21 protein-coding genes and 2 riboswitches are annotated in these 22,611 nt (G+C 53.6%); of the genes, 7 read left to right on the plus strand and 14 right to left on the minus strand.

Annotated elements, in window-relative coordinates; translation table 11 throughout:
* Nucleotides 1–24: 24 nt before the first annotated feature.
* The 4 genes from B9L21_RS11555 to B9L21_RS11570 all read right to left on the minus strand — a co-directional run bounded on the left by B9L21_RS11555 (nt 25) and on the right by B9L21_RS11570 (nt 4,005).
* Nucleotides 25–660, minus strand: coding sequence for a methylthioribulose 1-phosphate dehydratase (locus B9L21_RS11555; protein WP_020959089.1), 636 nt, complete (start codon nt 658–660; stop codon nt 25–27).
* Nucleotides 657–1,319 (minus strand): 2-hydroxy-3-keto-5-methylthiopentenyl-1-phosphate phosphatase, encoded by a 663-nt coding sequence (gene mtnX / locus B9L21_RS11560; RefSeq protein ID WP_063166503.1) that lies wholly within the window; start codon nt 1,317–1,319, stop codon nt 657–659. Before mtnX ends, B9L21_RS11555 begins: the two co-directional genes overlap by 4 nt.
* The gene (gene mtnW, locus B9L21_RS11565; RefSeq protein WP_063166504.1) at nt 1,316–2,557 is read right to left on the minus strand and encodes a 2,3-diketo-5-methylthiopentyl-1-phosphate enolase; all 1,242 of its coding nucleotides are present in this window, start codon (nt 2,555–2,557) and stop codon (nt 1,316–1,318) included. Before mtnW ends, mtnX begins: the two co-directional genes overlap by 4 nt.
* Nucleotides 2,558–2,624: 67 nt before the next feature.
* Nucleotides 2,625–2,732, minus strand: a riboswitch (SAM riboswitch).
* Nucleotides 2,733–2,829: 97 nt separating this feature from the next.
* A complete protein-coding gene (locus B9L21_RS11570) occupies nt 2,830–4,005 on the minus strand; it encodes a pyridoxal phosphate-dependent aminotransferase (RefSeq protein ID WP_063166505.1) in 1,176 nt (391 codons plus the stop codon).
* A 116-nt stretch (nt 4,006–4,121) separates the two neighbouring features.
* On the opposite strand from B9L21_RS11570, the gene B9L21_RS11575 reads away from it, so the two are divergent.
* The 6 genes from B9L21_RS11575 to B9L21_RS11600 all read left to right on the plus strand — a co-directional run bounded on the left by B9L21_RS11575 (nt 4,122) and on the right by B9L21_RS11600 (nt 11,265).
* The gene (locus B9L21_RS11575; RefSeq protein WP_063166506.1) at nt 4,122–4,937 is read left to right on the plus strand and encodes a carbon-nitrogen family hydrolase; all 816 of its coding nucleotides are present in this window, start codon (nt 4,122–4,124) and stop codon (nt 4,935–4,937) included.
* Between the two features lie 93 nt (nt 4,938–5,030).
* A riboswitch (SAM riboswitch) is annotated at nt 5,031–5,199 on the plus strand.
* Between the two features lie 85 nt (nt 5,200–5,284).
* A complete protein-coding gene (gene mtnK / locus B9L21_RS11580; protein ID WP_063166507.1) occupies nt 5,285–6,475 on the plus strand; it encodes an S-methyl-5-thioribose kinase in 1,191 nt (396 codons plus the stop codon).
* Between the two features lie 70 nt (nt 6,476–6,545).
* The gene (gene mtnA / locus B9L21_RS11585; RefSeq protein WP_020959083.1) at nt 6,546–7,613 is read left to right on the plus strand and encodes an S-methyl-5-thioribose-1-phosphate isomerase; all 1,068 of its coding nucleotides are present in this window, start codon (nt 6,546–6,548) and stop codon (nt 7,611–7,613) included.
* Entirely contained in the window at nt 7,600–8,763 is a 1,164-nt protein-coding gene (locus B9L21_RS11590) for a sugar ABC transporter substrate-binding protein (protein WP_063166508.1), read from the plus strand. The genes mtnA and B9L21_RS11590 overlap by 14 nt, the downstream gene beginning before the upstream one ends.
* On the plus strand, nt 8,760–10,310 hold the full coding sequence (locus B9L21_RS11595) for a sugar ABC transporter ATP-binding protein (RefSeq protein WP_063166509.1): 1,551 nt from the start codon (nt 8,760–8,762) through the stop codon (nt 10,308–10,310). Before B9L21_RS11590 ends, B9L21_RS11595 begins: the two co-directional genes overlap by 4 nt.
* Nucleotides 10,252–11,265, plus strand: a complete 1,014-nt coding sequence (locus B9L21_RS11600) for an ABC transporter permease (protein WP_020959080.1) — start codon at nt 10,252–10,254, stop codon at nt 11,263–11,265. The genes B9L21_RS11595 and B9L21_RS11600 overlap by 59 nt, the downstream gene beginning before the upstream one ends.
* Before the next feature lie 61 nt (nt 11,266–11,326).
* Here the strand turns inward: B9L21_RS11600 and B9L21_RS11605 are convergent, their stop codons facing one another.
* Nucleotides 11,327–11,818, minus strand: coding sequence for a methylated-DNA--[protein]-cysteine S-methyltransferase (locus tag B9L21_RS11605; protein ID WP_063166510.1), 492 nt, complete (start codon nt 11,816–11,818; stop codon nt 11,327–11,329).
* Nucleotides 11,808–14,024 (minus strand): PAS domain-containing sensor histidine kinase, encoded by a 2,217-nt coding sequence (locus tag B9L21_RS11610; RefSeq protein WP_063166511.1) that lies wholly within the window; start codon nt 14,022–14,024, stop codon nt 11,808–11,810. The genes B9L21_RS11605 and B9L21_RS11610 overlap by 11 nt, the downstream gene beginning before the upstream one ends.
* Nucleotides 14,025–14,221: 197 nt before the next feature.
* Here B9L21_RS11610 and B9L21_RS11615 point away from each other — a divergent pair, with 197 nt between their 5' ends.
* Nucleotides 14,222–15,994 (plus strand): B12-binding domain-containing radical SAM protein, encoded by a 1,773-nt coding sequence (locus B9L21_RS11615; protein ID WP_063167399.1) that lies wholly within the window; start codon nt 14,222–14,224, stop codon nt 15,992–15,994.
* A 359-nt stretch (nt 15,995–16,353) separates the two neighbouring features.
* Here the strand turns inward: B9L21_RS11615 and B9L21_RS17700 are convergent, their stop codons facing one another.
* The 8 genes from B9L21_RS17700 to B9L21_RS11645 form a co-directional block, all read right to left on the minus strand.
* Nucleotides 16,354–16,506: a hypothetical protein gene (locus tag B9L21_RS17700; protein ID WP_168157889.1), complete on the minus strand. Its 153-nt coding sequence runs from the start codon at nt 16,504–16,506 to the stop codon at nt 16,354–16,356.
* Nucleotides 16,499–16,666, minus strand: a complete 168-nt coding sequence (locus tag B9L21_RS17705) for a hypothetical protein (RefSeq protein ID WP_011230441.1) — start codon at nt 16,664–16,666, stop codon at nt 16,499–16,501. Before B9L21_RS17705 ends, B9L21_RS17700 begins: the two co-directional genes overlap by 8 nt.
* Nucleotides 16,663–16,818 carry a hypothetical protein gene (locus B9L21_RS17710; RefSeq protein ID WP_168157890.1) on the minus strand — a complete coding sequence of 52 codons (156 nt, stop codon included), beginning with the start codon at nt 16,816–16,818 and terminating at the stop codon, nt 16,663–16,665. The genes B9L21_RS17705 and B9L21_RS17710 overlap by 4 nt, the downstream gene beginning before the upstream one ends.
* A 60-nt stretch (nt 16,819–16,878) precedes the next feature.
* Nucleotides 16,879–18,015, minus strand: coding sequence for a zinc-dependent alcohol dehydrogenase (locus tag B9L21_RS11625; protein ID WP_063166512.1), 1,137 nt, complete (start codon nt 18,013–18,015; stop codon nt 16,879–16,881).
* Complete coding sequence (locus B9L21_RS11630) at nt 17,987–19,255, minus strand: MFS transporter (protein WP_063166513.1); 1,269 nt, start codon at nt 19,253–19,255, stop codon at nt 17,987–17,989. Before B9L21_RS11630 ends, B9L21_RS11625 begins: the two co-directional genes overlap by 29 nt.
* A gap of 172 nt (nt 19,256–19,427) precedes the next feature.
* A complete protein-coding gene (locus B9L21_RS11635) occupies nt 19,428–20,255 on the minus strand; it encodes a carbohydrate ABC transporter permease (protein WP_063166514.1) in 828 nt (275 codons plus the stop codon).
* Nucleotides 20,256–20,270: 15 nt separating this feature from the next.
* Nucleotides 20,271–21,170 carry a carbohydrate ABC transporter permease gene (locus tag B9L21_RS11640; RefSeq protein WP_063166515.1) on the minus strand — a complete coding sequence of 300 codons (900 nt, stop codon included), beginning with the start codon at nt 21,168–21,170 and terminating at the stop codon, nt 20,271–20,273.
* Nucleotides 21,171–21,295: 125 nt separating this feature from the next.
* Nucleotides 21,296–22,564 carry an ABC transporter substrate-binding protein gene (locus B9L21_RS11645; protein WP_063166516.1) on the minus strand — a complete coding sequence of 423 codons (1,269 nt, stop codon included), beginning with the start codon at nt 22,562–22,564 and terminating at the stop codon, nt 21,296–21,298.
* Nucleotides 22,565–22,611 lie beyond the last annotated feature (47 nt).

The raw sequence follows: 22,611 nt of genomic DNA on the forward strand, positions 1-22,611 counted from the left end.
AATCCCCCTTTAACAGTGTATCAATTAGTCAGCTAGCGGCACGGCGGCCCGTTGCAGAAGCAGCCGCTTCACCTGCCAGCTGAACAAAAACTCCCACGCTTCCAAATGTTTTTTCGCTTCAAATGCATCGCGGCCCCAGACGGTAATGCCATGGTTATGGATCAATACCGCGCCCGTATCGCCGTCGACATGTTTCGCAAATTCGGCGGCCAACGTCGGGATGTCGGCGTCATTGTCAATGATCGGAATGCGCACCTCGGCATTTTCTTCCCAAATACCGAACGCTTTAATGATTTCCTGGCCGGAAAAAACCGCTTCCCCGTTTTGGGCGTACACGTCGGAAATGATGTTGTTGTCGACCGTATGGACGTGCAACACGCAGCCAGCGTTCGTCTGCCCATAAATTTTTGTATGCAACAGCGTCTCCGCTGACGGCTTTACATGTGTTTGCTCCGCTGGTCGGCCAGCGGCGTCAACGAGCAGAAAATCTTCGTCTGTCTGCTTCCGTTTGTCTTTGCCGCTGGCCGTGACAAGAAAGGTGAGCGGATCGTTTGTCACTTTGATCGATAAATTGCCGCTTGTCGCGAAAAACCAGTCACGGGCGGCAAGCTCGGCCTTCACCTCGGCGAGCTCGTTCCATTTTTGCACGACGATGCTCATGCCGTCACCTCCATCTGCTGCAAATGATCCATCACATCAAAAAACGTCGCAAACGGCGCATGGGGCAAATCGAGCGCTTGGCATTTTTTGAGCAGAAAATCGCGCGCCAGCACGTAATCCGCTTGTTTTGCCGCCGCTAAATCGGTAATCGAATCGCCGATGACGACATGATACCCGTTCGGGTGGGCCAGCTTCCGAAGAAGCGACGGCTTGCAGCAGCCGCAGCCGTTTTGGCACTCGCCGTCGCACGCGTAGGGCCATGTGATGCGGATCGTCTCGCCGCTGAAATCGGAGCCGTTGCAAAAAATGCGCTCTCGTTCGATGATCCCGTCAAGCAGCGGGTAGACAAAAAAGTCGATCCCGCCGCTCACCACATAGAGCGGAATGCCCTGCTCTTTCGTCCAAGCGGCGAATTCGCGAAACCCTTCGCGCAAACGGGCGGTGCGCCGCAGGAAATCGACGATCTCGCCCTTTAGCGAAGACGGAAGGAGGGAAAACATGTTTCCGACCCCTTCTTGAACCGAGATGCGCTCGGCGAGAATGTCGTCTTTGAGCGCCTCCCACTCCGGCGGGGCAAACTGTTTCATAATAGCGATAATGTTGTCGTTTTCCGTAATCGTGCCGTCAAAATCACAAAAGAGAACAAGCTGTCTTGTCATGCTTCCACCTCAACAGCGCCCCAGCGGTCGATCGCTTTTTGCAGCGCTTCGTTTTCTGTCGCCGCTTCGCGGAGCAGACGGCCGGCAAGAGCCGCGTCGATGGCAGCGCGAAACGCCTGCCCGCCGCCGATCGCCCCGTCCGGATGGCCATGAATGCCCCCGCCGGCGTTGACGATGCTGTCAAGGCCGAAATCGCGGACAAGAAGCGGCACGAGCCCCGGATGAATGCCGGCCGATGGCACCGGAAACGCCCGCGCAAACGGCTCTTGTTCATCGGTGAGCGCCCGGGCGATGCCAAGCGCCTGCTCGCGCTCAAGAGCGACGCTGCCGTACGGCGACGGGAACAGGACGAAATCAGCTCCTGCGAGCCGCAACAGCTTGCCGAGCAACAGCGACGGGGCGACCCCGTAAAACTCAGACGGCGTGATGGCGCCGCTAAACGCCGGATGAGCCATGATCGGCACGGTGATGTTCTCATCCGCGCGCAGCTCTTGCAACACATCAAGCCCGTAGGCGAACACGTTAAACAACAGCACGTCGGCGCCAAGCTCGGCGGCCCGTTTCGCTTTCTCTTTCAGCTCAAACGTTTTGCCGGTCAAGTTGACGGCATACAGCGTCCGTTTGCCCGTTTGTTCATACACTTCCCGAAGCGCGGCCTTTCCTTCCGTAATCCGCTTTTCCAACGGCAGCTGCTCGCTGTCAAACAAAATTTCGTCATCTTTCACTAAGTCGACGCCGCCAAGCGCCTGTTTTTTCAATTCGGACGTCAAATACGCCAAATCGCGGCCAATGATGCCTTTAAAAATGCTCATCAACAGCGGGCGGTCATGCACCCCAACTTTTTCGCGAATGCCGCTGATGCCAAAGCGCGGCCCCGGGAATTGCCGCTTCCACTCGTCCGGAAACTCAAGGTCAAGCAGCCGCACTTCCCCATCAAGCGACAGCTTGCCGAACGTCGTCACCAAGAGCGCCGGCAAATCAGCGCTGAAGTTGACCGTCGGATAGGCGATTTTGACGATCGCCCGCTTCAGCCGCTTGCCGAAATACGCGTTCGTCCGCTCGCTTTCGCCAAGCTCTTCCATAGCGACGACTTCCCCTTTATGTTTGCGAAGCTGCTCCTGCTCCAACGCCGGCAAGTCGGTCCATGTGCCGACCGTCAAGCCGAGCGCGATTCCTTCCGCCTTTTTACGAATGTCTTTCTCGTCATGAAGCAAATACGTTGCAATCACTGCACTCATCATTCATCCCTCTTTCCAAAGAAAAAAGCCTCTTCATAAGAAGAGGCGTCATTCGTTTATGGCGCTCTTCTTATCTCTCAGCGTTTCCGCTGCAAGAATTAGCACCGTGCTTGAATGTACCAAGCCGGTTGCCGGGCTTCATTGGGCTCGTCCCTCCGCCTGCTCTTGATAAGAATGCTTGCGTAACTATACACTTGTCAAACAATTTTGGCGAGTATGGCAAATTTACTTTGAATTATGACAGCCTTTGCCGCCGTTGTCAATCATTTTTTTCAAAACAGTCCGAGGCGTCCGATCCGTTCGGCTGCTTCACAGAGCCTCGCCTCATCGGTCAACAGGCCGACGCGCACATACCCTTCGCCGTGCTCGCCAAAACCGATGCCCGGAGCGACGGCAACATGCGCCCGCTCAAGGAGCACATCGGCAAACTCAGCCGACGACCATCCTTTCGGTACGGGGAGCCAGGCGAAAAACGACCCGGACGGCGCCGGTGCTTCCCAGCCGATGCCGCGCAAGGCAGAAATGAACGTATTGCGGCGCGCTTCATACAGGGCGACAAGCTCGTTGACGCAATCTTGCGGGCCGAGAAGCGCTGCGGCCGCCGCTTCCTGGACGGCGCCGAACAGGCTGACGTACAAATGGTCTTGCAGCAGCTCAAGCGCCCGAATGATCCGCTCGTTGCCGACGGCAAACGCGACGCGCCAGCCGGCCATATTGTACGTTTTCGAAAACGTGTAAATTTCAACCCCGACGTCTTTCGCCCCGTCAACTTCGAGGAAGCTGACCGGCTTTTTGCCGTCAAAACCGATCGCCCCATAGGCAAAGTCGTGCACGACGGCAATGCCGTGCTTGGCGGCGAACGCCACCGTCTCGGCGAAAAACTCGTTCGTCGCCGTCGCACCGGTCGGGTTGTTCGGATAGTTTAAAAACATCAGTTTCGCCTGGTCGGCGACCGCCGCCGGAATGGCGCTGTAATCGGGCAAAAATTGCTGCTCGGCGACAAGCGGCATCATTTCCATCCGCGCGCGGGCGAGCGCGATTCCCGACCAGTAATCCGGATAGCCTGGATCCGGGACGAGCACCGCATCGCCCGGGTTGACGAGGCAAAGCGGCAGCTCGACAAGCCCGGCCTTGCCGCCAAACAAAATGGCGACTTCGCGGGTCGGGTCAACCTCAACTCCGTATTCGCACGCATAAAAGGCGGCAACGGCTTCTTTCAAAAAGGAGTAGCCTTGAAACGGCGAATATTTATGGTACTTCGGATTGGCCGCCGCCCGTTGCATCGCCTCAACGATATGCTTCGGCGTCGGCTGGTCCGGATTGCCTTGCCCTAAATTAATGACATCATGCCCGGCCTTGATTTTCTCTCCCACTTTGGCGACAAGCGAAGCAAAAAACTGCTTCGGCAGCTGTTCAAGCAGTTCGGAAAATGGAAATTCGATCGTCATCGCCCACACCTTCTCAAAAATTCTTCCTTCTCAAAAATTCTTGAAATTCTAGTGCAAAATCATATATCGTAAAAAGCAAAATGTAAAGCAAATTTTTTTCATTGGGGTGAAAAACAATGACCATCCGCATCGCTTGCCTCCAACTCGATATCGCGTTTGGCGATCCGCAAACGAACGAACAGCAAGCCGAAACAGCCGTGCAATCCGTCGCCAACGAAGGAGCCAACATCGTCGTGCTTCCGGAACTATGGACGACCGGCTATGACTTGACGCGCTTGGACGAAATTGCCGATGACGATGCCGTGCGGGCGAAAGCGTTCGCCTCCCGCCTGGCGCAAACATATGGCGTCCATTTCGTCGCCGGCTCAGTCGCCAAAAAAACCGCTGCCGGTGTGACGAACACGATGATTGTCGCCGACCGAAGCGGCCAAATCGTCAGTGAATATAGCAAACTTCATCTGTTCCAACTGATGGATGAGCATTTGTATTTGCAGCCGGGAAACGAGCCAGGCTTATTTTCACTTAGCGGGCTGCCGTGCGCTGGGGTCATTTGCTATGACATCCGATTTCCGGAGTGGATTCGCGCCCATGCGTTGGCCGGAGCGGAAGTGCTGTTTGTCGTCGCCGAATGGCCGCTTCCCCGCCTTCACCATTGGCGGACGCTCCTGATGGCGCGGGCGATTGAAAACCAATGCTATGTCGTCGCTTGCAACCGGGCCGGACGAGACCCGAACAACGTGTTCGCCGGCCATTCGCTCGTCATCGACCCGTGGGGCGAAATCATCGCCGAGGCCGATGAAAAGCCGGGCGTTCTTCTAGCGGACATCGACCCGGCGCTCGTTAAAGAGGTCCGTGCGCGCATCCCGGTGTTTGCCGACCGCCGGCCGCGCGATTACGACGAGGCGGCAAAAAAAATTTTTAAAACGTATTGACAATCCGCCTGCCCAACCTGTATCATTCGAATCAAGCAACCAAACGATTGTTAACATCGTGAAAATTGCAAAAACTCAATAGCCAGATCGGTACTCTTATCAAGAGTTGGCTGAGGGAATTGGCCCAATGAAGCCCAGCAACCGACCGTAATGCTATCGTGAGATAGGGCGCACGCCAAGGGCGGCGCCGGAAGCGACCCGCTTCCGCAGGGCACGGTGCTAAGTCCAACAGAAAGACCGATGTCTTTCTGAAAGATAAGAGGCGCGAAGACGATGCATCTTCAAGCCTCTTTCCGTATGCGAAAGAGGCTTTTTCATTTGCCAAAACCTAAAGGGGGAACGTGAAAATGACGATTGTCCAATCAGCTGTTTACGAACCGCTCACCGAACAAAAAGCGACCGCCCTTGCCGTCCGCCTCGGCTTGTTCCGCGACGGGGCGCCGCTTCTGTGCCGCGAGATCGGCGATGGCAACTTAAACTTAGTGTTTCATATCGTCGACCAAGAGACAAAGCAAGGCATCATCATCAAACAAGCGCTGCCGTACGCGAAAGTCGTCGGTGAAAGCTGGCCGCTCACATTAAAACGCGCGGTCATTGAAAGCAACGCGCTGCGCACGTTTGCCAGCTATGTGCCGCAATATGTGCCAAACGTCTACTACTCTGACGAATCGCTCGCCATCACGGTGATGGAAGATTTGTCCCACTTGCAAATCGCCCGCAAAGGGCTGATCGAAGGGAAAACGTATCCGCTTTTGTCCCGGCATATTGGCGAATTCATCGCCAAAACAGCGTTTTACACGTCTGATTTCGGCATGAATCAACAAGAGAAAAAGAAGTTGGCGCAAAGCTTTGTCAATCCAGAGCTATGCAAAATTACGGAAGATCTCGTCTTTACCGATCCGTTTTTCGACCATGACACGAACAACTTTGAAGACGAATTGCGCCCAGACGTTGAAGCGCTTTGGGAAGATGACCGCCTCCGCCTCGAAGCAGCGAAGCTGAAGCGCAAGTTTTTAACTGAAGCGGATGTACTGCTGCACGGAGACTTACACACTGGCAGCATTTTCGCCAGCGACGACGAAACAAAAGTGATCGACCCGGAATTCGCCTTTTACGGCCCGATCGGGTTTGACCTTGGCCAATTTTTCGCCAACTTGCTGTTAAATGCGTTGTCCCGCCCTGAATCGGAGCGCCGTCCGCTCTTTGATCATATCGACCAGACGTGGGACGTTTTTACGTCTGTATTCTCGGAGCTTTGGCGCACCGAAAGCGTCGAAACGTACGCCGCGACGCCCGGACTGCTTGATGAGGTGCTGCGGCAGGCGTTCGTTGACGCCGTCGGTTTTGCCGGCTGCGAGGTCATCCGCCGGACGATCGGCCTCGCCCATGTGGCGGATCTCGACGGCATTGACCAAAAAGTCGAACGGCTCGCCGCGAAACGGCACGCACTCCGTCTCGGCCGCCGCCTGATCGTTGAGCGTGCCGAACTGGCGGGAACGGACGGCTTCCGCCGCCTGTTCGTCGAAACGGAACGATGACACCCTCTGCCCGGGCCGGCCGTCCAACGCCAGCCCGGGCCAATCGACCAACCGAGAAAGGAAGACGACGATGAACTCATTTGTCATCCCGCGCTCTGTCGAATGGCATGAGACGCATGTCACGATTTTAAACCAACAAAAACTGCCATCGATCACCGAATACATGGACTTGCATACGCTCGAAGACGTCCATGAGGCGATCGCGACGTTGAAAGTGCGCGGGGCGCCGGCGATCGGCATCACGGCTGCCTACGGCTTGGCGCTCGCCGCCTCGCGCTATGAAACCGAATCAGTGGACGAATTTCAGCGCCGCTTGCAACAAGACCGCGACTACTTAGCGAGCGCCCGCCCGACGGCCGTCAACTTGTTTTGGGCGCTCGACCGGCTCGTCGCCGCCGCGAAAAGCGCCGCTTCCGTCAACGAAGCGAAAACAATGCTCATTCACGAAGCGATCCGCATCCAAATCGAAGATGAGGATGTGTGCCACCGCATCGGCGAATACGCCTTGTCCCTTTTCCGTCCGGGCGACCGGGTGATGACGATTTGCAACGCCGGTTCGATCGCCACCGCCCGCTACGGAACGGCGCTCGCCCCGTTTTATTTGGCAAAAGAAAAAGGAATCGAGCTGTCCGTCTACGCCCTAGAAACGCGGCCGGTGTTGCAGGGAGCGCGCCTGACCACATGGGAGCTCATGCAGGCGGGCGTCGATGTGACGCTCATTACCGACAACATGGCGGCGCAAACGATCAAGGCGAAACACATTAACGCCATCATCGTCGGCGCCGACCGGATCGCGCGAAACGGCGATACAGCGAACAAAATCGGCACGTTTGGCCTCGCTTTGCTCGCCCAATCGTTCGGCATTCCGTTTTACGTTGCTGCCCCGCTGTCAACGATCGACATCAAGACAAAAACAGGGGCGGATATCCCGATTGAAGAGCGCCACCCGGATGAAGTGACGCATCTCGCCGGCGTGCGCATCGCCCCGGAAGGCGTCAACGTGTACAATCCGGCGTTTGATGTTACGCCAAACGAGCTCATTACCGCCATCATTACTGAAAAAGGCATCGTCCGCGGCCATTACGAAACGGCGCTGCCATCGTTATTCACAAAGGAGGAGCACCATGAAACAATTTAAGGCCTTATCGTTCCTTTTTCTTCTTTTCTTTGCCGTGTTCTCCATCTTAGCCGGCTGCACAAATGAGCAAGATGCCATGAGCGCCAAGCCGGCCAACGAAACGAAACAAACGGGCCAGCAAGGCGCCGCCTCATCGGCAAACAGCTCCACCGCCGCAAGCAGCGGGCAGGCGGCCATTCCGGAACAACTGAAAAAACCGGTGAAAATCGCCGCCATCATGCAAATGTCGATCGGCACATTCTCCTCGCAATACATCGCCGGCGTGAAAGAACAAGTGCAAAAGTTCGGCGGCGAAGTGCAAGTGTATAACGCCGACAACGATTTGACGAAGATGGCATCATATGTTGAAACGGCCATTACGCAAAACGTCGATGCCATTTTGCTTGACCACGGCCGCGCCGATGCGCTCGAAGGGCCGGTGAAAAAAGCCGTCGCCAAAGGCATTCCGGTTGTGGCGTTTGACAACGATTTGAACATTCCCGGCGTCACCGTCATCGACCAAGACGACTATAGCCTCGCTTGGAAAACGTTAAAGACACTTGCGGAAGACTTAAACGGCGAAGGTGAAATCGTCACGATTTGGGTCGGCGGCTTCACACCGATGGAGCGACGTCATGTCATTTACGACGCATTTAAAAAGCGCTACCCGAACATAAAAGAAGTCGCCAAGTTCGGCACAGCGAGCGCCAACACCGCGCTGGACACGCAAACGCAAATGGAGGCCATTTTGAAAAAATATCCGAATAAAGGCGACATCGATGCCGTCTTCGCCACATGGGACGAGTTCGCCAAAGGGGCGACGCGCGCCATCGAACAAGCCGGGCGCACGGAAATTAAAGTGTACGGCATCGATTTAAGCGACGAAGACTTGCAAATGATCCAAAAACCGAACAGTCCGTGGGTGGCGACGACGGCGACGGATCCGGCGGAAGTCGGCCGCGTTCAAGTTCGCTTCGCCTATCAAAAAATTGCTGGTGAAAAAACGCCGAACATTTACTCGCTCGAGCCGCATTTAGTGAAACGGTCTGACCTGCCGGACAAACAAGTATCGATGAGCGATCTCTCGCAATACATCCCGGGCTGGGGGCAATCGAACGTCGCCATCTCGCCGTGGATGAAAACGCTGGAAGCTCAGGTGAACAAAAAATGAACGGGTTGTCAATGCGGGGCATGGAAAAATCGTTTGGCGCCGTGCGCGTGCTTGACGGCGTGGACTTCGACGTCCGTCCGGGCGAAGTCCACGCCCTTTTAGGCATGAACGGCGCCGGCAAAAGCACGCTGATGAACATGTTGGCCGGCGCCGTTCCGCCCGACGCCGGCACGATCACGATCGACGGCACTCCATGCGCGTTTTCATCGCCGCGTGAGGCCAAGCAGGCCGGCATTGGCCTTGTCGTGCAAGAAGTGGACACAGCGCTGTTTCCCGGCCTGCCCGTTTACGAAAACCTGGCGGCTGACGAGCTCGCTGATGTGAAAAACCGGCCGATCCGCTCGCTGCGCCAAGAAAAAGAGCGGGCCGCCGCTCTGCTTCGCCGCGTCGGCCTTTCCATCCCGCCGACGAAGCTCGTGCGCGACTGTTCGCTCCATGAAAAACAGCTCATCGTGCTGGCAAAAGTGTTGTCGTCAAACGCGCGCTACATCATTTTGGACGAACCGACCGCCGCGCTGAGCGAGGCAGAAACGAAGCGGCTGTTTGCCATCATTCATGAGCTGAAACAGCAAGGCGTCGGCTTTATTTATATTTCTCATAAGCTGAAAGAAGTGCAAGAAATCGCTGACCGGCTGACGATTTTGCGCGACGGCCGCGTCGTCTATCACGGCGCGGCCGGCAGCCTGTCGCTTGAAGACATCATCCTTCATATGACCGGGACGAAGCGAAGAACCTCTGCCAAACAGGCGCGCACGTACGGAAGCGACATCGCCTTTGCCGCCCGCGGAATCACGATTGACAAAACCGGCACGACCATCGACCTATACGCCCATCGCGGGGAAATTGTCGGCATCGCCGGCTTGGTCGGCGCCGGCAAGACGGAGCTTGCTGAAAGCCTCATCGCCCATCGAAAGACGGCGGGCGAATGGGAAATCGATGGCCGGCGCTATGTGTTCTCGTCACCTTATGAAGCCATCGAAGCCGGACTTTCCCTTATTCCCGAAGAACGGCGCAAGCAAGGGCTGTTTTTGCCCGAATCGGTGCGGACGAACATCACCGTGCGCCTTCTTTCCCGCCTGGCGCGCTGGCAATGGATCAAGCGGGCACAAGAAGCGGAGGCCGCCGATACCCTCGTTCGCTCGCTCGCCATCCATCCGCCGTCAAGCGCCACGGCTGTCCGCCACTTAAGCGGCGGCAACCAGCAAAAAGTCGTGATCGGCAAATGGCTGAACACGAACGCACACGTCTTTTTGTTCGATGAACCGACGAAAGGAATCGATGTTCACGCGAAACAAGACGTCTTTTCCATCATCCGCACCCTCGCTGATGAAGGGAAAACCGTGCTGTACTTTTCAAGCGAATGTCATGAGCTGCTCGAGGTTTGCGACACCATCTATATTATGGTCGACGGTCGGCTGCTCGCCCGCCTGCCGGCCGCTGAACTCACGTACGAGCAGCTTGTTTATTATTGCAGTGGAGGTGAAATCGATGAATCAGCCGGCCGTTTCCGCGACGCCGTCGAAAAAAACGGCGCCGTCTATTCTTGAGTTTTTGTATAAACATGGGACATTGCTCGCCATTCTGGCCGTGATCGCCTATTTTGGCATCACACAAGACCGGTTTTTCACGTATGAAAACTTCAGCGACATTTTGCGCTCGATTTCGATCGTGACGCTCGTGGCGATCGGCATTACGTTTTCGCTGATCGTTGACGGCTTCGATTTATCGGTCGGCTCAACGGTAAGCCTTGCGACGATCGCCAGTGCGGCGGCGCTTGTCTTGCACCGTCAAGAAATTTTCGTCACCTTGCTCGTGCCGCTGTTGCTCGGCGTCGCCGTCGGACTGCTCAATTCGCTCTTGATCGTCAAATTCAAATTGCCTGATTTGCTCGCCACCTTAGCGACGATGTATGCCATCAACGGCGTACAACTCACCTATACGAAAGGATTTTCGATTTACAACGATATGCCGCTGCCAGACGGCGGCACGGCGCCGGGCAAATTCATTCCTTCCTTTTTATTTATCGGCCAAGGAGAGCTGTTCGGCGTACCGTTTTCCGTTTTGCTGATGCTGTTCGTCGTCATTGCTGCCCACTTGTTTTTGACATACACCAAACCGGGACGCCTCTTTTATTTGACGGGGGAAAACCGGGAAGCGGCAAGGCTGTCGGGGATTCCGGTGAACCGTTACCGGACGTATGCGTACATCATCAGCGGCTTTTTCGCCGCCCTAGGCGGCATCGTCCTCGCTTCGCGCATTGGCACCGGGCAAGTATCAGCTGGGGCCTCATTTTTGATGGACGGCGTCGCCGCCGCCTACATCGGTTTTTCCGTCTTTGGCGCCGGCAAGCCGAACGTCATCGGCACGTTGTTCGGCTCGATTTTGATAGGTGTGTTGTTAAACGGCTTGACGATGGCAAACGTCCCGTACTACGCCCAGGACATTATAAAAGGCGCCATTTTAGTCGGCGCCCTCGCCCTGTCACATTGGCAAAAAAAATAACGCCCGATCCCGCCCCTGTGGACTCGAGCCCCGGGGGCGGCGTTTTTTTCCACCATTCCGTCTATTTGTGGCGCCGCTCGAGCGCCAACAGTTTCTCCTTCACATCGGTGCGGCTTCCGGCATAGCCGGTCAAGGCGCCGTTTTTGCCGATCACGCGATGGCACGGAACGACAATGGCCAGTTTATTCGCCCGGTTCGCCTGTCCGACGGCGCGCACCGCTTTCGGACGGCCGATTTGCGCGGCAATATCGGCGTAGGTCGCCGTTTCGCCGTACGGAATGCGGCACAGCGCCTTCCACACGTCTTGTTGAAAAGCCGTGCCTTGCCACCGAAGCGGCAAAGCGAACGCTTGGCGGCGGCCATGAAAATATTCATCCAACTGCGCAAGCGCGCGTTCCAAAAGCGGCGACCGTTTTTCTACAACCGGATGCCCGCTCGCAAACGCGCGCCATTCTTTCGAAAACAGTTCGACTTTCACAATCGCATCGCCGTCAGAAGCGATGTAAATATCGCCGAGCAGCTCTGAACGGTATACTGCATAATCAATCGTCATCGTTGTCCTCTCTTTCCGTTCGTTCGATCGGCAGCGTAATATGAAACGTCGTGCCGACGCCGACCTCGCTTTCCACGTCAATTTTCCCTTGATGTTCTTCGATAATTTTATAGCTGACCATCAAGCCGAGCCCGGTGCCGCGCTCTTTTGTCGTATAAAACGGCTCGCCGAGCTTTTTAATTTTATCCTTCGGAATGCCGCACCCCTGGTCGGTGATCGAGATGCGCACATGGCAGCCGTCACGGGCGATGCGCACCGTAATGTCCCCGCCTTTTGGCATCACTTCGATGGCGTTTTTCAAAATGTTAATGAACACTTGCTTCAGCTGATTCGGCTCACAATACACCGGCGGCAGCCCGCGGTCGAAATCGGCAATGATTTGCACGTTATGCATCATCGCCTGGGCGCTGATCAAATCGATCGTATCTTGCATAATTTTGCAAATATCATTTTGCTTGTATTGCACGGCCTGCGGTTTGGCCAGGACAAGAAACTCGGTGATGATCGACTCAATCCGCTTCAACTCCGACATAATGACATTAAAATACATCGAATAGTCGCCGTCAATGCTTCCTTGCAGCAGCTGGATAAAGCCTTTTAATGCCGTCATCGGGTTGCGAATTTCATGGGCGATGCCCGCAGCCAGCTCGCCGACGACATTGAGCGTATCCGATTTGCGCAGCTGCAACTCCATTTCTTTGCGCTCCGTAACGTCGCGAAACCTCATCATCCCTACGCCAGGAATGACTTCTTTTTTCAAGGAAAACTCAACGATTTTCCCCTTTCCCTCATCAGAAAACTCAACTTCACCGTTCGCCTCGCCGGCGCGCTGGCATTGCTGGAGGAGCTTATTCAGCTGGCGGCGCGCCCGCTCTGGAACAAGCTCCATCACCGTTTGACCGAGCAGCGTTTCTTTTGCGGCAGCGAAAAAGTCGCAGGCGATCGGATTCGCGTCGATGATGCGATGCTTCTCATCCCACAGCAAAATGCCGTCCATCGCATGGTCGAAAATGCTGCGAAACTTTTGCTCGCTTTCGCGCAGCTCACGTTCGATTTTCCTTCGCTCGCTCACATTGCGGAAAATCGTCAAATGATAGCCGTCGATCGCCCCTTTTTTCATCGTAAACTCGAGCTGCTTATCCTCACCGTTCGGCATATGGAACGTCAATTCATCGCGAATTTCCCCTTTGCGGCGGAACTCGCTGAAAATGCGTTTCACCTTTTCGTCCCCATATTGCACAAAATCAAGCAAATTGCGGCGCACAAGCAAGTTCAACGGCAGCTCAAACGTCCGGCTCGCCGCTGGGTTGGCGTTCAATATGTAGCCAAAGTCGTCCCAAATGAGAATCGCTTCATGCGCCTGCTCAAAAATGGCCCGGAATCGTTCTTCGCTTTTTTGCAATTTAATCTCCATGTTTTTCCGTTCGGTCACATCGCGCATAATGGCCATATAAAAGCCGCTGTACACGTTCGACGTCGCCGTCAGCTCGAACATTTTCACCGTTCCGTCGAGGCGGACAAGCGATAGCTCGCCTTTGGCCGTCCCTTTTTCCTTTACTTCCGACAACAGACGGGCGAACTCATCGGCGCATTCGCGGGCGACAAACTGCTGAAACGACAAATTCAGCAGCTTTCCTTTTTCCAAGTTCAGACTCATCGAAAACGCTGGATTCACATCGATAAACCGCCCGAACTCATCAAAAATGACGATCCCGTCGACCGCGCGGTTAAAGACGTCTTTAAACAAAAATTCGTGGATGATTCGCTCGCGTTCGAGCGCCTTATGGGCCGAAACGTCGCGCATCATCACCAAATCAAATTTGTTAAACACATCCTTTTTCATCGAAAATTCAACATGCTTCACCTTGCCGTCCGGCAGTTTGATGAGCAGTTCATCGCTGAACGAACCGAACTTTTGCAGCATCGACTGCTGAAACAGCAAAATATCCGGCGGCACGAGCTCTAAAAATGAAGAGAAGGAACGGCCGATCAAGGAAAACTTATCCATTTCAAACAGCTTGCACGCTGCTTCGTTCACATCGACAAATTCGCCGTTTTTATTTAAAATGACAATTGCGTCGAGCGACCGCTCGAAAATGATCGAATAGCTGTTCAACCGCTCCTTTAGGCGCCGGTTTTCCTCTTCAAGCAGCCGCACGTCCGACGTCGCATTTTGTCCTTCACGGGGAGAAAGGCTTTGGGCCATATGAATCTCTCCTTGTCTATTCAAACCATATTAACTAAATATATATTCTATGTGGAAAAATTTACTCCTTCCTTCATTTACGAAGATTTTTCAAAAATCTTTTCCGCAACGTTCGACAAGTTTTTCTTCTTTTTCATTTGGTGAAACTGCGCTATAATGAAGGGTTAGTACGAATGTTAAAAGGGGTTTTCATTTCAATGAACATTATCTGCACGACCTTAAACGCGAAATACATCCATATGAACTTAGCTGTTCGCTATTTGAAAGCATACGCCCAGCCGGAGTTTGACGTCAAGCTCGTTGAATATACGATCAAAGATCCGGCCATGAACATCGTCACCGACTTGTACCAGCGCCGGCCTGATGTCGTCGGCTTTAGCTGCTACATTTGGAACATTGAAGAAACGATCAAAGTCGTAAAAATGTTAAAAAAAGCGGCGCCGGACGTGACGATCGTCGTCGGCGGACCGGAAGTATCATACGACGTACGCGAGTGGATGGAACGAGTGCCGGAATTTGATTTTATCGTGATCGGCGAAGGGGAAGAAACGTTTAAGCAACTGCTGTTCGCTCTAAACGGCAGCGGGGACGTAAGCAGCATCGCCGGATTGGCGTTTCGTGACGGGGACCGCATCGTCATCAACCCACAGCGGAATAAAATCCGCTTGGCTGACATGCCGTCACCATTTCGCTTTCCAGAAGACATTCCCCATCTTCCAAACCGGATCGTTTATGTCGAGACGAGCCGCGGCTGCCCGTTCAGCTGCCAGTTTTGCCTGTCGTCCATTGAGGTTGGCGTCCGCTATTTTGACCGCGAAAAAATCAAAGACGACTTGCGCTACTTGATGCAGCACGGGGCGCGGACGATCAAGTTCGTCGACCGGACGTTCAACATCAGCCGCAGCTACGCGATGGACATGTTTCGCTTTTTAATTGACGAGCATGTGCCGGGGACGGTGTTTCAGTTTGAAATTACCGCAGACATCATGCGCCCTGAGGTGATCGAGTTTTTAAACAACGAAGCGCCGCCTGGGCTGTTCCGCTTTGAAATCGGCGTTCAATCAACGAACGATGAGGTGAACCGCCTGATCATGCGCAAGCAAAACTTCGCCAAGTTGTCGCGGACGGTGACGATGATTAAAGAAGGCGGGAAAATTGCCCAGCACTTAGATTTGATCGCTGGGCTGCCGGAAGAGGATTACGACTCGTTCCGGAAGACGTTCAATGACGTATTCGCCCTTCGTCCCGAAGAGCTGCAGCTTGGGTTTTTGAAATTGCTGCGCGGCACCGGGCTGCGCCTGCGCGCCCATGAATACGGCTATGTATATATGGATCATGCGCCGTACGAGATACTGAGCAACAACGTTCTTTCCTTTGAGGACGTTATTCGCATCAAGCAAGTGGAAGATGTGCTCGAGAAATATTGGAACGCCCATCGGATGGATGAAACAATTGAATATTTAGTCACTGACGTCTTCCCATCGCCGTTTGACTTTTTCCAACAGTTTGGCACATATTGGGATGAACGCGGCTGGGCACGCATCGGCCACCAGTTAGAAGACTTGTTCCGCCGTCTCCATGAGTTTTTGCGCACATCTGCGCCAGACGCTTTGCCGATCGCCGAATCGCTCATGAAATACGACTACTTGCGCAACCAAAAATATAAGCCGCGCAAGCCGTGGTGGGACGAAAAGACGGAGAAAGCGACGCGCGCGGCCGTCTACCGGGCGCTGCTTGAGCGCCCTGAGGCGCTCGGAGCGGATTTTGCCGCCCTTGGGCTCGGGGAAAAAGAGCTGTTTAAACATACGGTCGTTGAAATCGTGCCGGTGGATGTCGGCTGCTACACGTCCAAAAAACAGCTTTCGTTTACGCCAACCGTCATCGTCGCCTACTTCGACCCGTCCGGTGCCGGTGCGACGCTGTTTTCCGCGCCGCTTTCAGCGTTGTCGGTTTCTTCGGCGTCGGCTTAGACCGGAAGCTTTTTGTCATGGCCGGCCGCTTCTCCATGAAAACGGAGGCCGGTGAACAGGCGCTGACAACCCTTCGTTTCCTTACGTCCGGAGTGTTGTCAGTGCTTTTCTTTTCCATTGAGCACCCGCTTACCGACTACTTCCGTCAGCACATGCGGATGTTCCCGATTCGGGACGATCAACGGTTGGCTAGTTTCCCTGAATCGATGAAGCCGTGTCTCATCACCGCCGCTGTTTCGCCACATTCCATTCATTCGCAAACGGGAGCTGCCCATTCATGGCACAAAAAAAGAACGCCGCTTCCGGCGCCCTTATTTTTTCGCTTGCCCGCTGTGAAAGCGGCTGGCAGACAGTCCCCCTCACCGCGGTGGGTCTTCCTTTTTTGTTTCCTTTCCCTTCGCCCGTTTTTGCTCTTCCATCAGCCAAATGGGTTGATGAGCGGCAAAATCGCCCCATTCAAACGCCATTTCTTCATTTCGTTGGACAGGCCGCTCCTTCTGATCGTTATCCATCTCCGCCTCCTTGGCGTCCTTTTTTCGAATTGCGGTTCGCGCCGCGAATCATGTCTTCTTCGCCGGCGTATTGCGCAGCAAATTCCGTATCCGGCAGGCTCTCGGTCGGCGTTTTATTGTTGTTTTTCGCTGCATCGAATTTCACTTTTCGTTTCATCATCGTTTCGTCTCCCCTTCATCTGTCGTTTTCCGTTGATAAGCGACAAGCACAATTTCTTCCCCCGTCTCTTCGCGCAGCCGCTGCTCCAACTGCTGCAGCTGGCGAAGCGTCCCGTCATGAAGACGGGCAACCGGGAATGCGATGTCAGTCACATCGATCCTCCTTCCACATTTTTTCTTATCGTGCCTCGGCCAGGCACGCTTTATGCACCATTACGGCTTCAGCACGACTTTGATGCAGCCGTCTTTCTTTTCATCGAAAATTTCATACGCATATTGTGCCTCATCGAGTGGAAGGCGATGCGTAATAATATCGGTCGGGTCAAACTTTCCTTCGACAATCCACTCATACAGCATCGGAATGTAATGAATGACCGGCGCCTGCCCCATTTTCAGCGTAACGTTGCGTGAAAATAAATCGCCAAGCGGAAACTGGTTGTAGCGGGAGCCATACACTCCGACGAGCTGAATCGTTCCGCCTTTGCGCACCGCCTGCGAGGCGATGACGATCGCCCCCATCGCGCCCCCTTGCAGCTTCAGCGCCGAGCCGATGAGCTCAAGCGGGGTCATTTTTCCGTCTAGGCCGACGCAATCGATGACTACATCCGCCCCGCCGCCGGTCAGCTCCTTCATGTATTCACCGGTGTTTTCGTATTCGGTAAAGTTGATCGTCTCTACTTTATTCGTCTTTTTCGCGTGCTCAAGCCGGTAATCGATGTAATCAACAGCGATGACGCGCTTCGCTCCTTTCAGCCAAGCGAACTTTTGCGCCAACAGCCCGACCGGCCCGCAGCCGAGCACGACGACTGTGTCGCCGTCTTTCACTCCCGCTTCGTCGACGCCCCAAAACGCGGTCGGAATAACGTCGGACAAAAACAATAATTTTTCATCTTCCAATTCACAATCGTCGGGGACGACAAACGGGGTGAAGTTGGCAAACGGCACGCGCAAATATTCAGCTTGCCCGCCCGGGTAGCCGCCAAACGTTTCGGAATAGCCGAAATACGCCCCCGACTCGCCGTTTGGGTTTGACGCGTCACATTGACTCTCAAGCCCGTGCTGGCAATACCAGCATTGTCCACAGGCAATCGTAAACGGCACGACGACACGGTCGCCTTTTTTGACTTTCGTCACCGCCGGCCCGACTTCCTCGACGATGCCCATCGGCTCATGGCCGATAATAAAATCTTCCGGCATGTTCGGGACCATGCCGTGCACGAGATGAAGATCAGAGCCGCAAATGGCGGTGCTTGTGATTTTTACAATAATATCATCATCCTTCAAAATTTTCGGATCTGGCATTTGTTTCACCGCGACATCTTTAATGCCTTGATATGTCACCGCTTTCATTTTCTTTCCCTCCGTCCATTTCTGGATGTATGAGCCAAAAGGCAAGCCCTCCGCCGACGAGCGCCAGCGCACTAAGCAAGAAAAGGAGCGGGGCGACACCGCTGCTCATGAGCCACGCCGCCAACGGCGGACCGACGGCCACCCCGATAAAGCGAAGCGAGCTGTAAACCGATGTCACCGTCCCGCGTTCCTTTTTCTCAATCCCCTCTGTAATCAAGGCGTCCAAACACGGAAGGGCGGCGCCGATGCCGATGCCGGCGGCGGAAAACAGCGCCAGCCAAAAGAAAAGGGACGAATCAACGGGAACGAGGAGCAACGCAGCGGCGGACAAAATGCAACCCGCGACCGCCCCCCATTTCATTCGCTCCTTCCGGCCGCCAATCAGCCTCCCGGCGACAAACGAGGCAAAACAGAGCGCCCCGAGCGGGATGGCGAGCACCCATCCTTTCCTCACCCCGTCGATGTGATAAACCTCTTCAAGGCGGCTCGAAAGAAAAAATAAAAAGGCAAACAACACAAGCATGAGCAGACCGCCAATCGCAAAAACAGCAGCAAGCCAGCGCCCTTCACGCCGGAAAATCACCTTCACCGCCGCCGCGAAGTCCCGAAACGGCAACGGCCGCTCCCGACGCGCCGGCGCCTGGATAGACCAAACCATCATTGCTGCCGATAGCAGGCAAAAGACAGGAAATGAAAAAAACGGCAAAAACCAAACGATGCCAGCCAGCATCGCCCCGAGAATCGGACTTAGCACTTTGCCGAAGGTGTTCGCCGTTTCAATCGTCCCTAAACAGCGGCTCGCCTCCTCCTCATCCGGAAACAAATCGCCGACAAGAGGCAGCACGATCGGGAAGGCCCCGGCCGCTCCAAGTCCTTGCAGCATGCGCCCGGCAATGATCCACCCGTATGGGTCATCCATCCGCCAAGCCGCCCATCCGGCCATCCCTCCGCCAGCCGCAGCCAACAACAAGCTCGGAATGATCACGTTCTTTCTTCCAATGCGGTCGCTTGCATATCCGGCGAGTGGAATGAACAAAATCGCCACAACGGAATACATCGTAATCAGCAAGCTTGACTGCAGCGGCGTAATGCCGAGCTGGCGCTCCATCACCGGCAGCACCGGGATGAGCATGGAATTGCCAAGCGTCATCACTAACGGAATCGAGGCGAGCGCGGCCGCCGTCCACCCCCGCCCCACCCGCCTTCCCTCCTGACTCGGCAGCCGCATCGTCCATTCCATGGCTCCGATTCCTTTCCTCGCAGAGTGGGTATTTCACCTATATGATGCTCGTTTTTTCAACGCCTATGCCGCATGAAAAAAGGCTGTTCGCCAAGGTCGGAAAGACCTTGGCAAACAGCCTTATCACAGCCCCTTCTTCCGTTCTCAACGCGCAGACAGAAACAAATCACCTTTATTTCCCGCCCGTAAACGAAATTCCTTTAATGAAATAGCGATTGAAAAACGTATAAATGACCAACACCGGCAAGGTAAACACCATTGAAGCGGCCATGATGTAGTTCCAATAGCTGATATATTGTCCTTTGAAGCTGTTCAGGCCCAGCGGCAAGGTAAACAATTGCGGATCTGACAAAATAATGAGTGGGCGCATGAAATCGTTCCACGAACCCATGAAGACGAAAATGGCCTGAGCCGCCAGCGCCGGGCGGGCGAGCGGCAGGACGATCCGGAAAAAGATCCCGAGCCGGCCAAGGCCGTCAAGCTCTGCAGCCTCTTCCAACTCTCTTGGAAAATTGATAAAAAACTGCCTCATCATAAAAATAAACGTAGCATTAATCATCGTCGGCACGATCATTCCTTGATACGAGTTTAGCCAGCCGAGCTGTTTTAAAATCAAATAGTTCGGGATCATCGTCACTTGCGCTGGAATCATTAAGACGGCCAAAATGATCAAAAACAACGGCTTTCTCCCGGGAAACTGCAGCCGCGCTAACGCATAGCCGGCCATGGAGTTAAACAATAAGTTGAGCACGGTCACTGCCGCGGCAATGATGACACTGTTTAACAACCAACGTGGAAACAGCTCCTGCTCAACAAAAATTTGCTTGTAATTATCAAATGTGAACTGTTTTGGAATAAACGACATTGTCCCGCTGACAATTTCCTCAAGGGTCTTAAACGAGGAAGACAGCGCCCATAAAAATGGAATCAGCGTAATGATCGCATACACGACAAGCACAACATACAATAACGCTTTCCCGATCCCTATTTTTCTTTTCATTTCGTCCTCCACTCCTTAATAAAGGGACTCCTCTTTCGATAGCTTTCGCTGGAGCAATGTCGCGATTAAAATCATGATGGCTAACGCAAACGCCAACGCAGCAGCGTACCCCATCGTTCCTAACGTTTTGAACGCATATTGGTAAATGAGAAGTACAACGGTTAACGTAGAGTTGTTCGGTCCGCCAGAACCGGCTGAGAAAATGTACGATTGATCAAACAATTGGAAAGTGCCGATCAGCCCCATGACTACTACAAACGATGTGACCGGACGCAAATACGGGACAGTGACGTGCCAAAACTTTTGCCAGGCATTAGCTCCGTCTAATTCCGCTGCTTCGTACAAGGAATCAGGAATATCTTGCAATGCTGCCAAATAAATGACCATAAAGTACGGAGCCGTTGACCAAATGTTCATGATCATGATCGCATTCAAAGCGACGTCCGGGTCGCCGAGCCAGTTGTACGTTGGCAGTCCAACCGCTTCAAGCACATGGTTAATTAACCCGTTTTGGTTGTACATCCACATGAAAATGAGTGTCAATACTGCCGAAGAAGTCAAAGTTGGCAAAAAGTAAACGATGCGGAAAAATTTTTCCCCTTTCAGCCCGGCGTTTAAGGTAGCAGCTAACACAAGGGCTAAAATCGTTTGGCACGGAACGACAATCGCTACATATTTTAACGTGTTCCAGAGCGCGATTTTCGCTCGGGTATCGTCAGCTATGCGGGCGAAGTTATCGAGTCCAACAAACTCGAACGATGTCGTCCCTAACAATTGCACTTTATGAAATGCCAAAAAAACTGCGAACACGATCGGACCGATAATGAATAAAAGAAGCACAAATAAAGCCGGAGATAAGAATAAATAAGCCGATCCTGTTTCCCGCCACATTTTTTTCGTCAATGTCTGCTTCATCCTTTTTCATCCCCTTGCGGTCAAATCGCTATTCCCCTCTTTCTAACGCGGCCGCGAAGCCGCTGTTAGAAAGAAAGGAACAGCTCTCCGGCAGAGGCTTTTTTCTGCCGGAGGCCTGTTTTTATTTATCTGCTTTCGATTTCGCTGTTCGCCGTTTTTTCTGCTTCTTTCAACGCGTCAGCAAGCGGGCGCTCCCCTAAGAAAGCACTGACAAACTGGTTATTGAAGTTGTTGACAATAATCGGCAAGTTCGTTCCGTTTTGCCATACGGTAGCGTACGGCGCTCCGGCTACTAATGGAGCCCGCAACGGATCTTTATCAAATCCAAGTTCAGCAGCGACCGATTTGCGTGTCGGCAAAGCGTAGCCCTTGCTTGTCCACGTTTTCATGCCTTCTTTCCCGGTCAAATACGAGATGAGTTCCCAAGCTGCTTCTTTCTTTTGTGAATCTTTATTCATCACATAGGCTACCGTATACGCCATCGTTGCCTTTTTGCCGTTGATCGTTGGGATTTCGGCCGTTCCGAATTCTAAATTCGGGAATGTATCTTGCAAAAACGGAATCGCCCAGTTGCCTTCAATGACCATAGCAGCCTTGCCTTGGCCGAACATCTCGCCACCCCATGTTGCCCCGACTTCGTTCGGCTGAGCCGCCGTTTTATCTTTCAAGTGCATATCAACGATCGGCTGGAGTGCGTCGACCACCTTTGAATCAGCAAAACTTGCTTTGTTGTCCGTGACGACTTTGCCGCCTTTTGACTCGGCGATATAGTATAGACGGGCCAATTCTGGAGCAACGCCAAACCCATATACATCTTTCCCTTTCGTCAGCTTTTTCGCTGCCTCTCTCAGTTCATCCCACGTTTTCGGCACTTCGACGCCTGCCTCTTCAAACATTTTTTTATTGTAAAACAAAGCTAACGTCGAATAATCTTTTGGGAAACCATAAATTTTCCCGTCTTCCCCCCTAAATGCATCGAGCATCGGCTTTTCAAAATCGTTTACATCAAACTCATCGGTCACATATTTGTCGAGCGGCTCGAGCGCTCCTGTTTCAATCAGAGCCGGGGCTTCAAACGCATCGAGATAAAACACGTCCGGCCCTTGTCCCCCCGCTAAACGGGTTTTAATGACATCCATATACTGATCGGCGATTACCTCATATTTAACTTTAATATTCGGATGTTTTTTCTCAAAGTCATCAAGCGTTTGTTGCAGCAACTTTTGCTCGCTTGGGTTGCCCCCCCAGCCGGCTAACGTGACTTCCACTTTCTCGCCTTGCTTGCTTCCTCCGTTTGCCTGCTCACTTTTCTCACCGCCGCCGCAACCGGCCAATACACTCCCAAACAGCATCGTCGTAATGCCTAGTGCCGCTATCCATTTTGTTTTGCCCATGTAAACAACCCCCTTAAAAAATGGTTTTATATTATAGAGGAAGGGAG

It is taken from the genome of Geobacillus uzenensis, assembly GCF_002217665.1.
Lineage (GTDB): Bacteria > Bacillota > Bacilli > Bacillales > Anoxybacillaceae > Geobacillus > Geobacillus subterraneus.

What these genes read in the sequence shown, in the direction of transcription:
- B9L21_RS11645 (WP_063166516.1), bottom strand. Translation starts at nt 22,564, where the DNA reads ATGGGCAAAACAAAATGGATAGCGGCACTAGGCATTACGACGATGCTG.
- B9L21_RS11630 (WP_063166513.1), bottom strand. Translation starts at nt 19,255, where the DNA reads ATGGAATGGACGATGCGGCTGCCGAGTCAGGAGGGAAGGCGGGTGGGG.
- B9L21_RS11635 (WP_063166514.1), bottom strand. Translation starts at nt 20,255, where the DNA reads ATGAAAAGAAAAATAGGGATCGGGAAAGCGTTATTGTATGTTGTGCTT.
- mtnA (WP_020959083.1), top strand. Translation starts at nt 6,546, where the DNA reads ATGAACTCATTTGTCATCCCGCGCTCTGTCGAATGGCATGAGACGCAT.
- mtnK (WP_063166507.1), top strand. Translation starts at nt 5,285, where the DNA reads ATGACGATTGTCCAATCAGCTGTTTACGAACCGCTCACCGAACAAAAA.
- B9L21_RS11555 (WP_020959089.1), bottom strand. Translation starts at nt 660, where the DNA reads ATGAGCATCGTCGTGCAAAAATGGAACGAGCTCGCCGAGGTGAAGGCC.
- B9L21_RS11595 (WP_063166509.1), top strand. Translation starts at nt 8,760, where the DNA reads ATGAACGGGTTGTCAATGCGGGGCATGGAAAAATCGTTTGGCGCCGTG.
- mtnX (WP_063166503.1), bottom strand. Translation starts at nt 1,319, where the DNA reads ATGACAAGACAGCTTGTTCTCTTTTGTGATTTTGACGGCACGATTACG.
- B9L21_RS11615 (WP_063167399.1), top strand. Translation starts at nt 14,222, where the DNA reads ATGAACATTATCTGCACGACCTTAAACGCGAAATACATCCATATGAAC.
- B9L21_RS11570 (WP_063166505.1), bottom strand. Translation starts at nt 4,005, where the DNA reads ATGACGATCGAATTTCCATTTTCCGAACTGCTTGAACAGCTGCCGAAG.
- B9L21_RS11575 (WP_063166506.1), top strand. Translation starts at nt 4,122, where the DNA reads ATGACCATCCGCATCGCTTGCCTCCAACTCGATATCGCGTTTGGCGAT.
- B9L21_RS11625 (WP_063166512.1), bottom strand. Translation starts at nt 18,015, where the DNA reads ATGAAAGCGGTGACATATCAAGGCATTAAAGATGTCGCGGTGAAACAA.
- B9L21_RS11640 (WP_063166515.1), bottom strand. Translation starts at nt 21,170, where the DNA reads ATGAAGCAGACATTGACGAAAAAAATGTGGCGGGAAACAGGATCGGCT.
- B9L21_RS11610 (WP_063166511.1), bottom strand. Translation starts at nt 14,024, where the DNA reads ATGGCCCAAAGCCTTTCTCCCCGTGAAGGACAAAATGCGACGTCGGAC.
- B9L21_RS11605 (WP_063166510.1), bottom strand. Translation starts at nt 11,818, where the DNA reads ATGACGATTGATTATGCAGTATACCGTTCAGAGCTGCTCGGCGATATT.
- B9L21_RS17705 (WP_011230441.1), bottom strand. Translation starts at nt 16,666, where the DNA reads ATGATGAAACGAAAAGTGAAATTCGATGCAGCGAAAAACAACAATAAA.
- B9L21_RS11590 (WP_063166508.1), top strand. Translation starts at nt 7,600, where the DNA reads ATGAAACAATTTAAGGCCTTATCGTTCCTTTTTCTTCTTTTCTTTGCC.
- B9L21_RS17700 (WP_168157889.1), bottom strand. Translation starts at nt 16,506, where the DNA reads ATGGATAACGATCAGAAGGAGCGGCCTGTCCAACGAAATGAAGAAATG.
- B9L21_RS11600 (WP_020959080.1), top strand. Translation starts at nt 10,252, where the DNA reads ATGAATCAGCCGGCCGTTTCCGCGACGCCGTCGAAAAAAACGGCGCCG.
- mtnW (WP_063166504.1), bottom strand. Translation starts at nt 2,557, where the DNA reads ATGAGTGCAGTGATTGCAACGTATTTGCTTCATGACGAGAAAGACATT.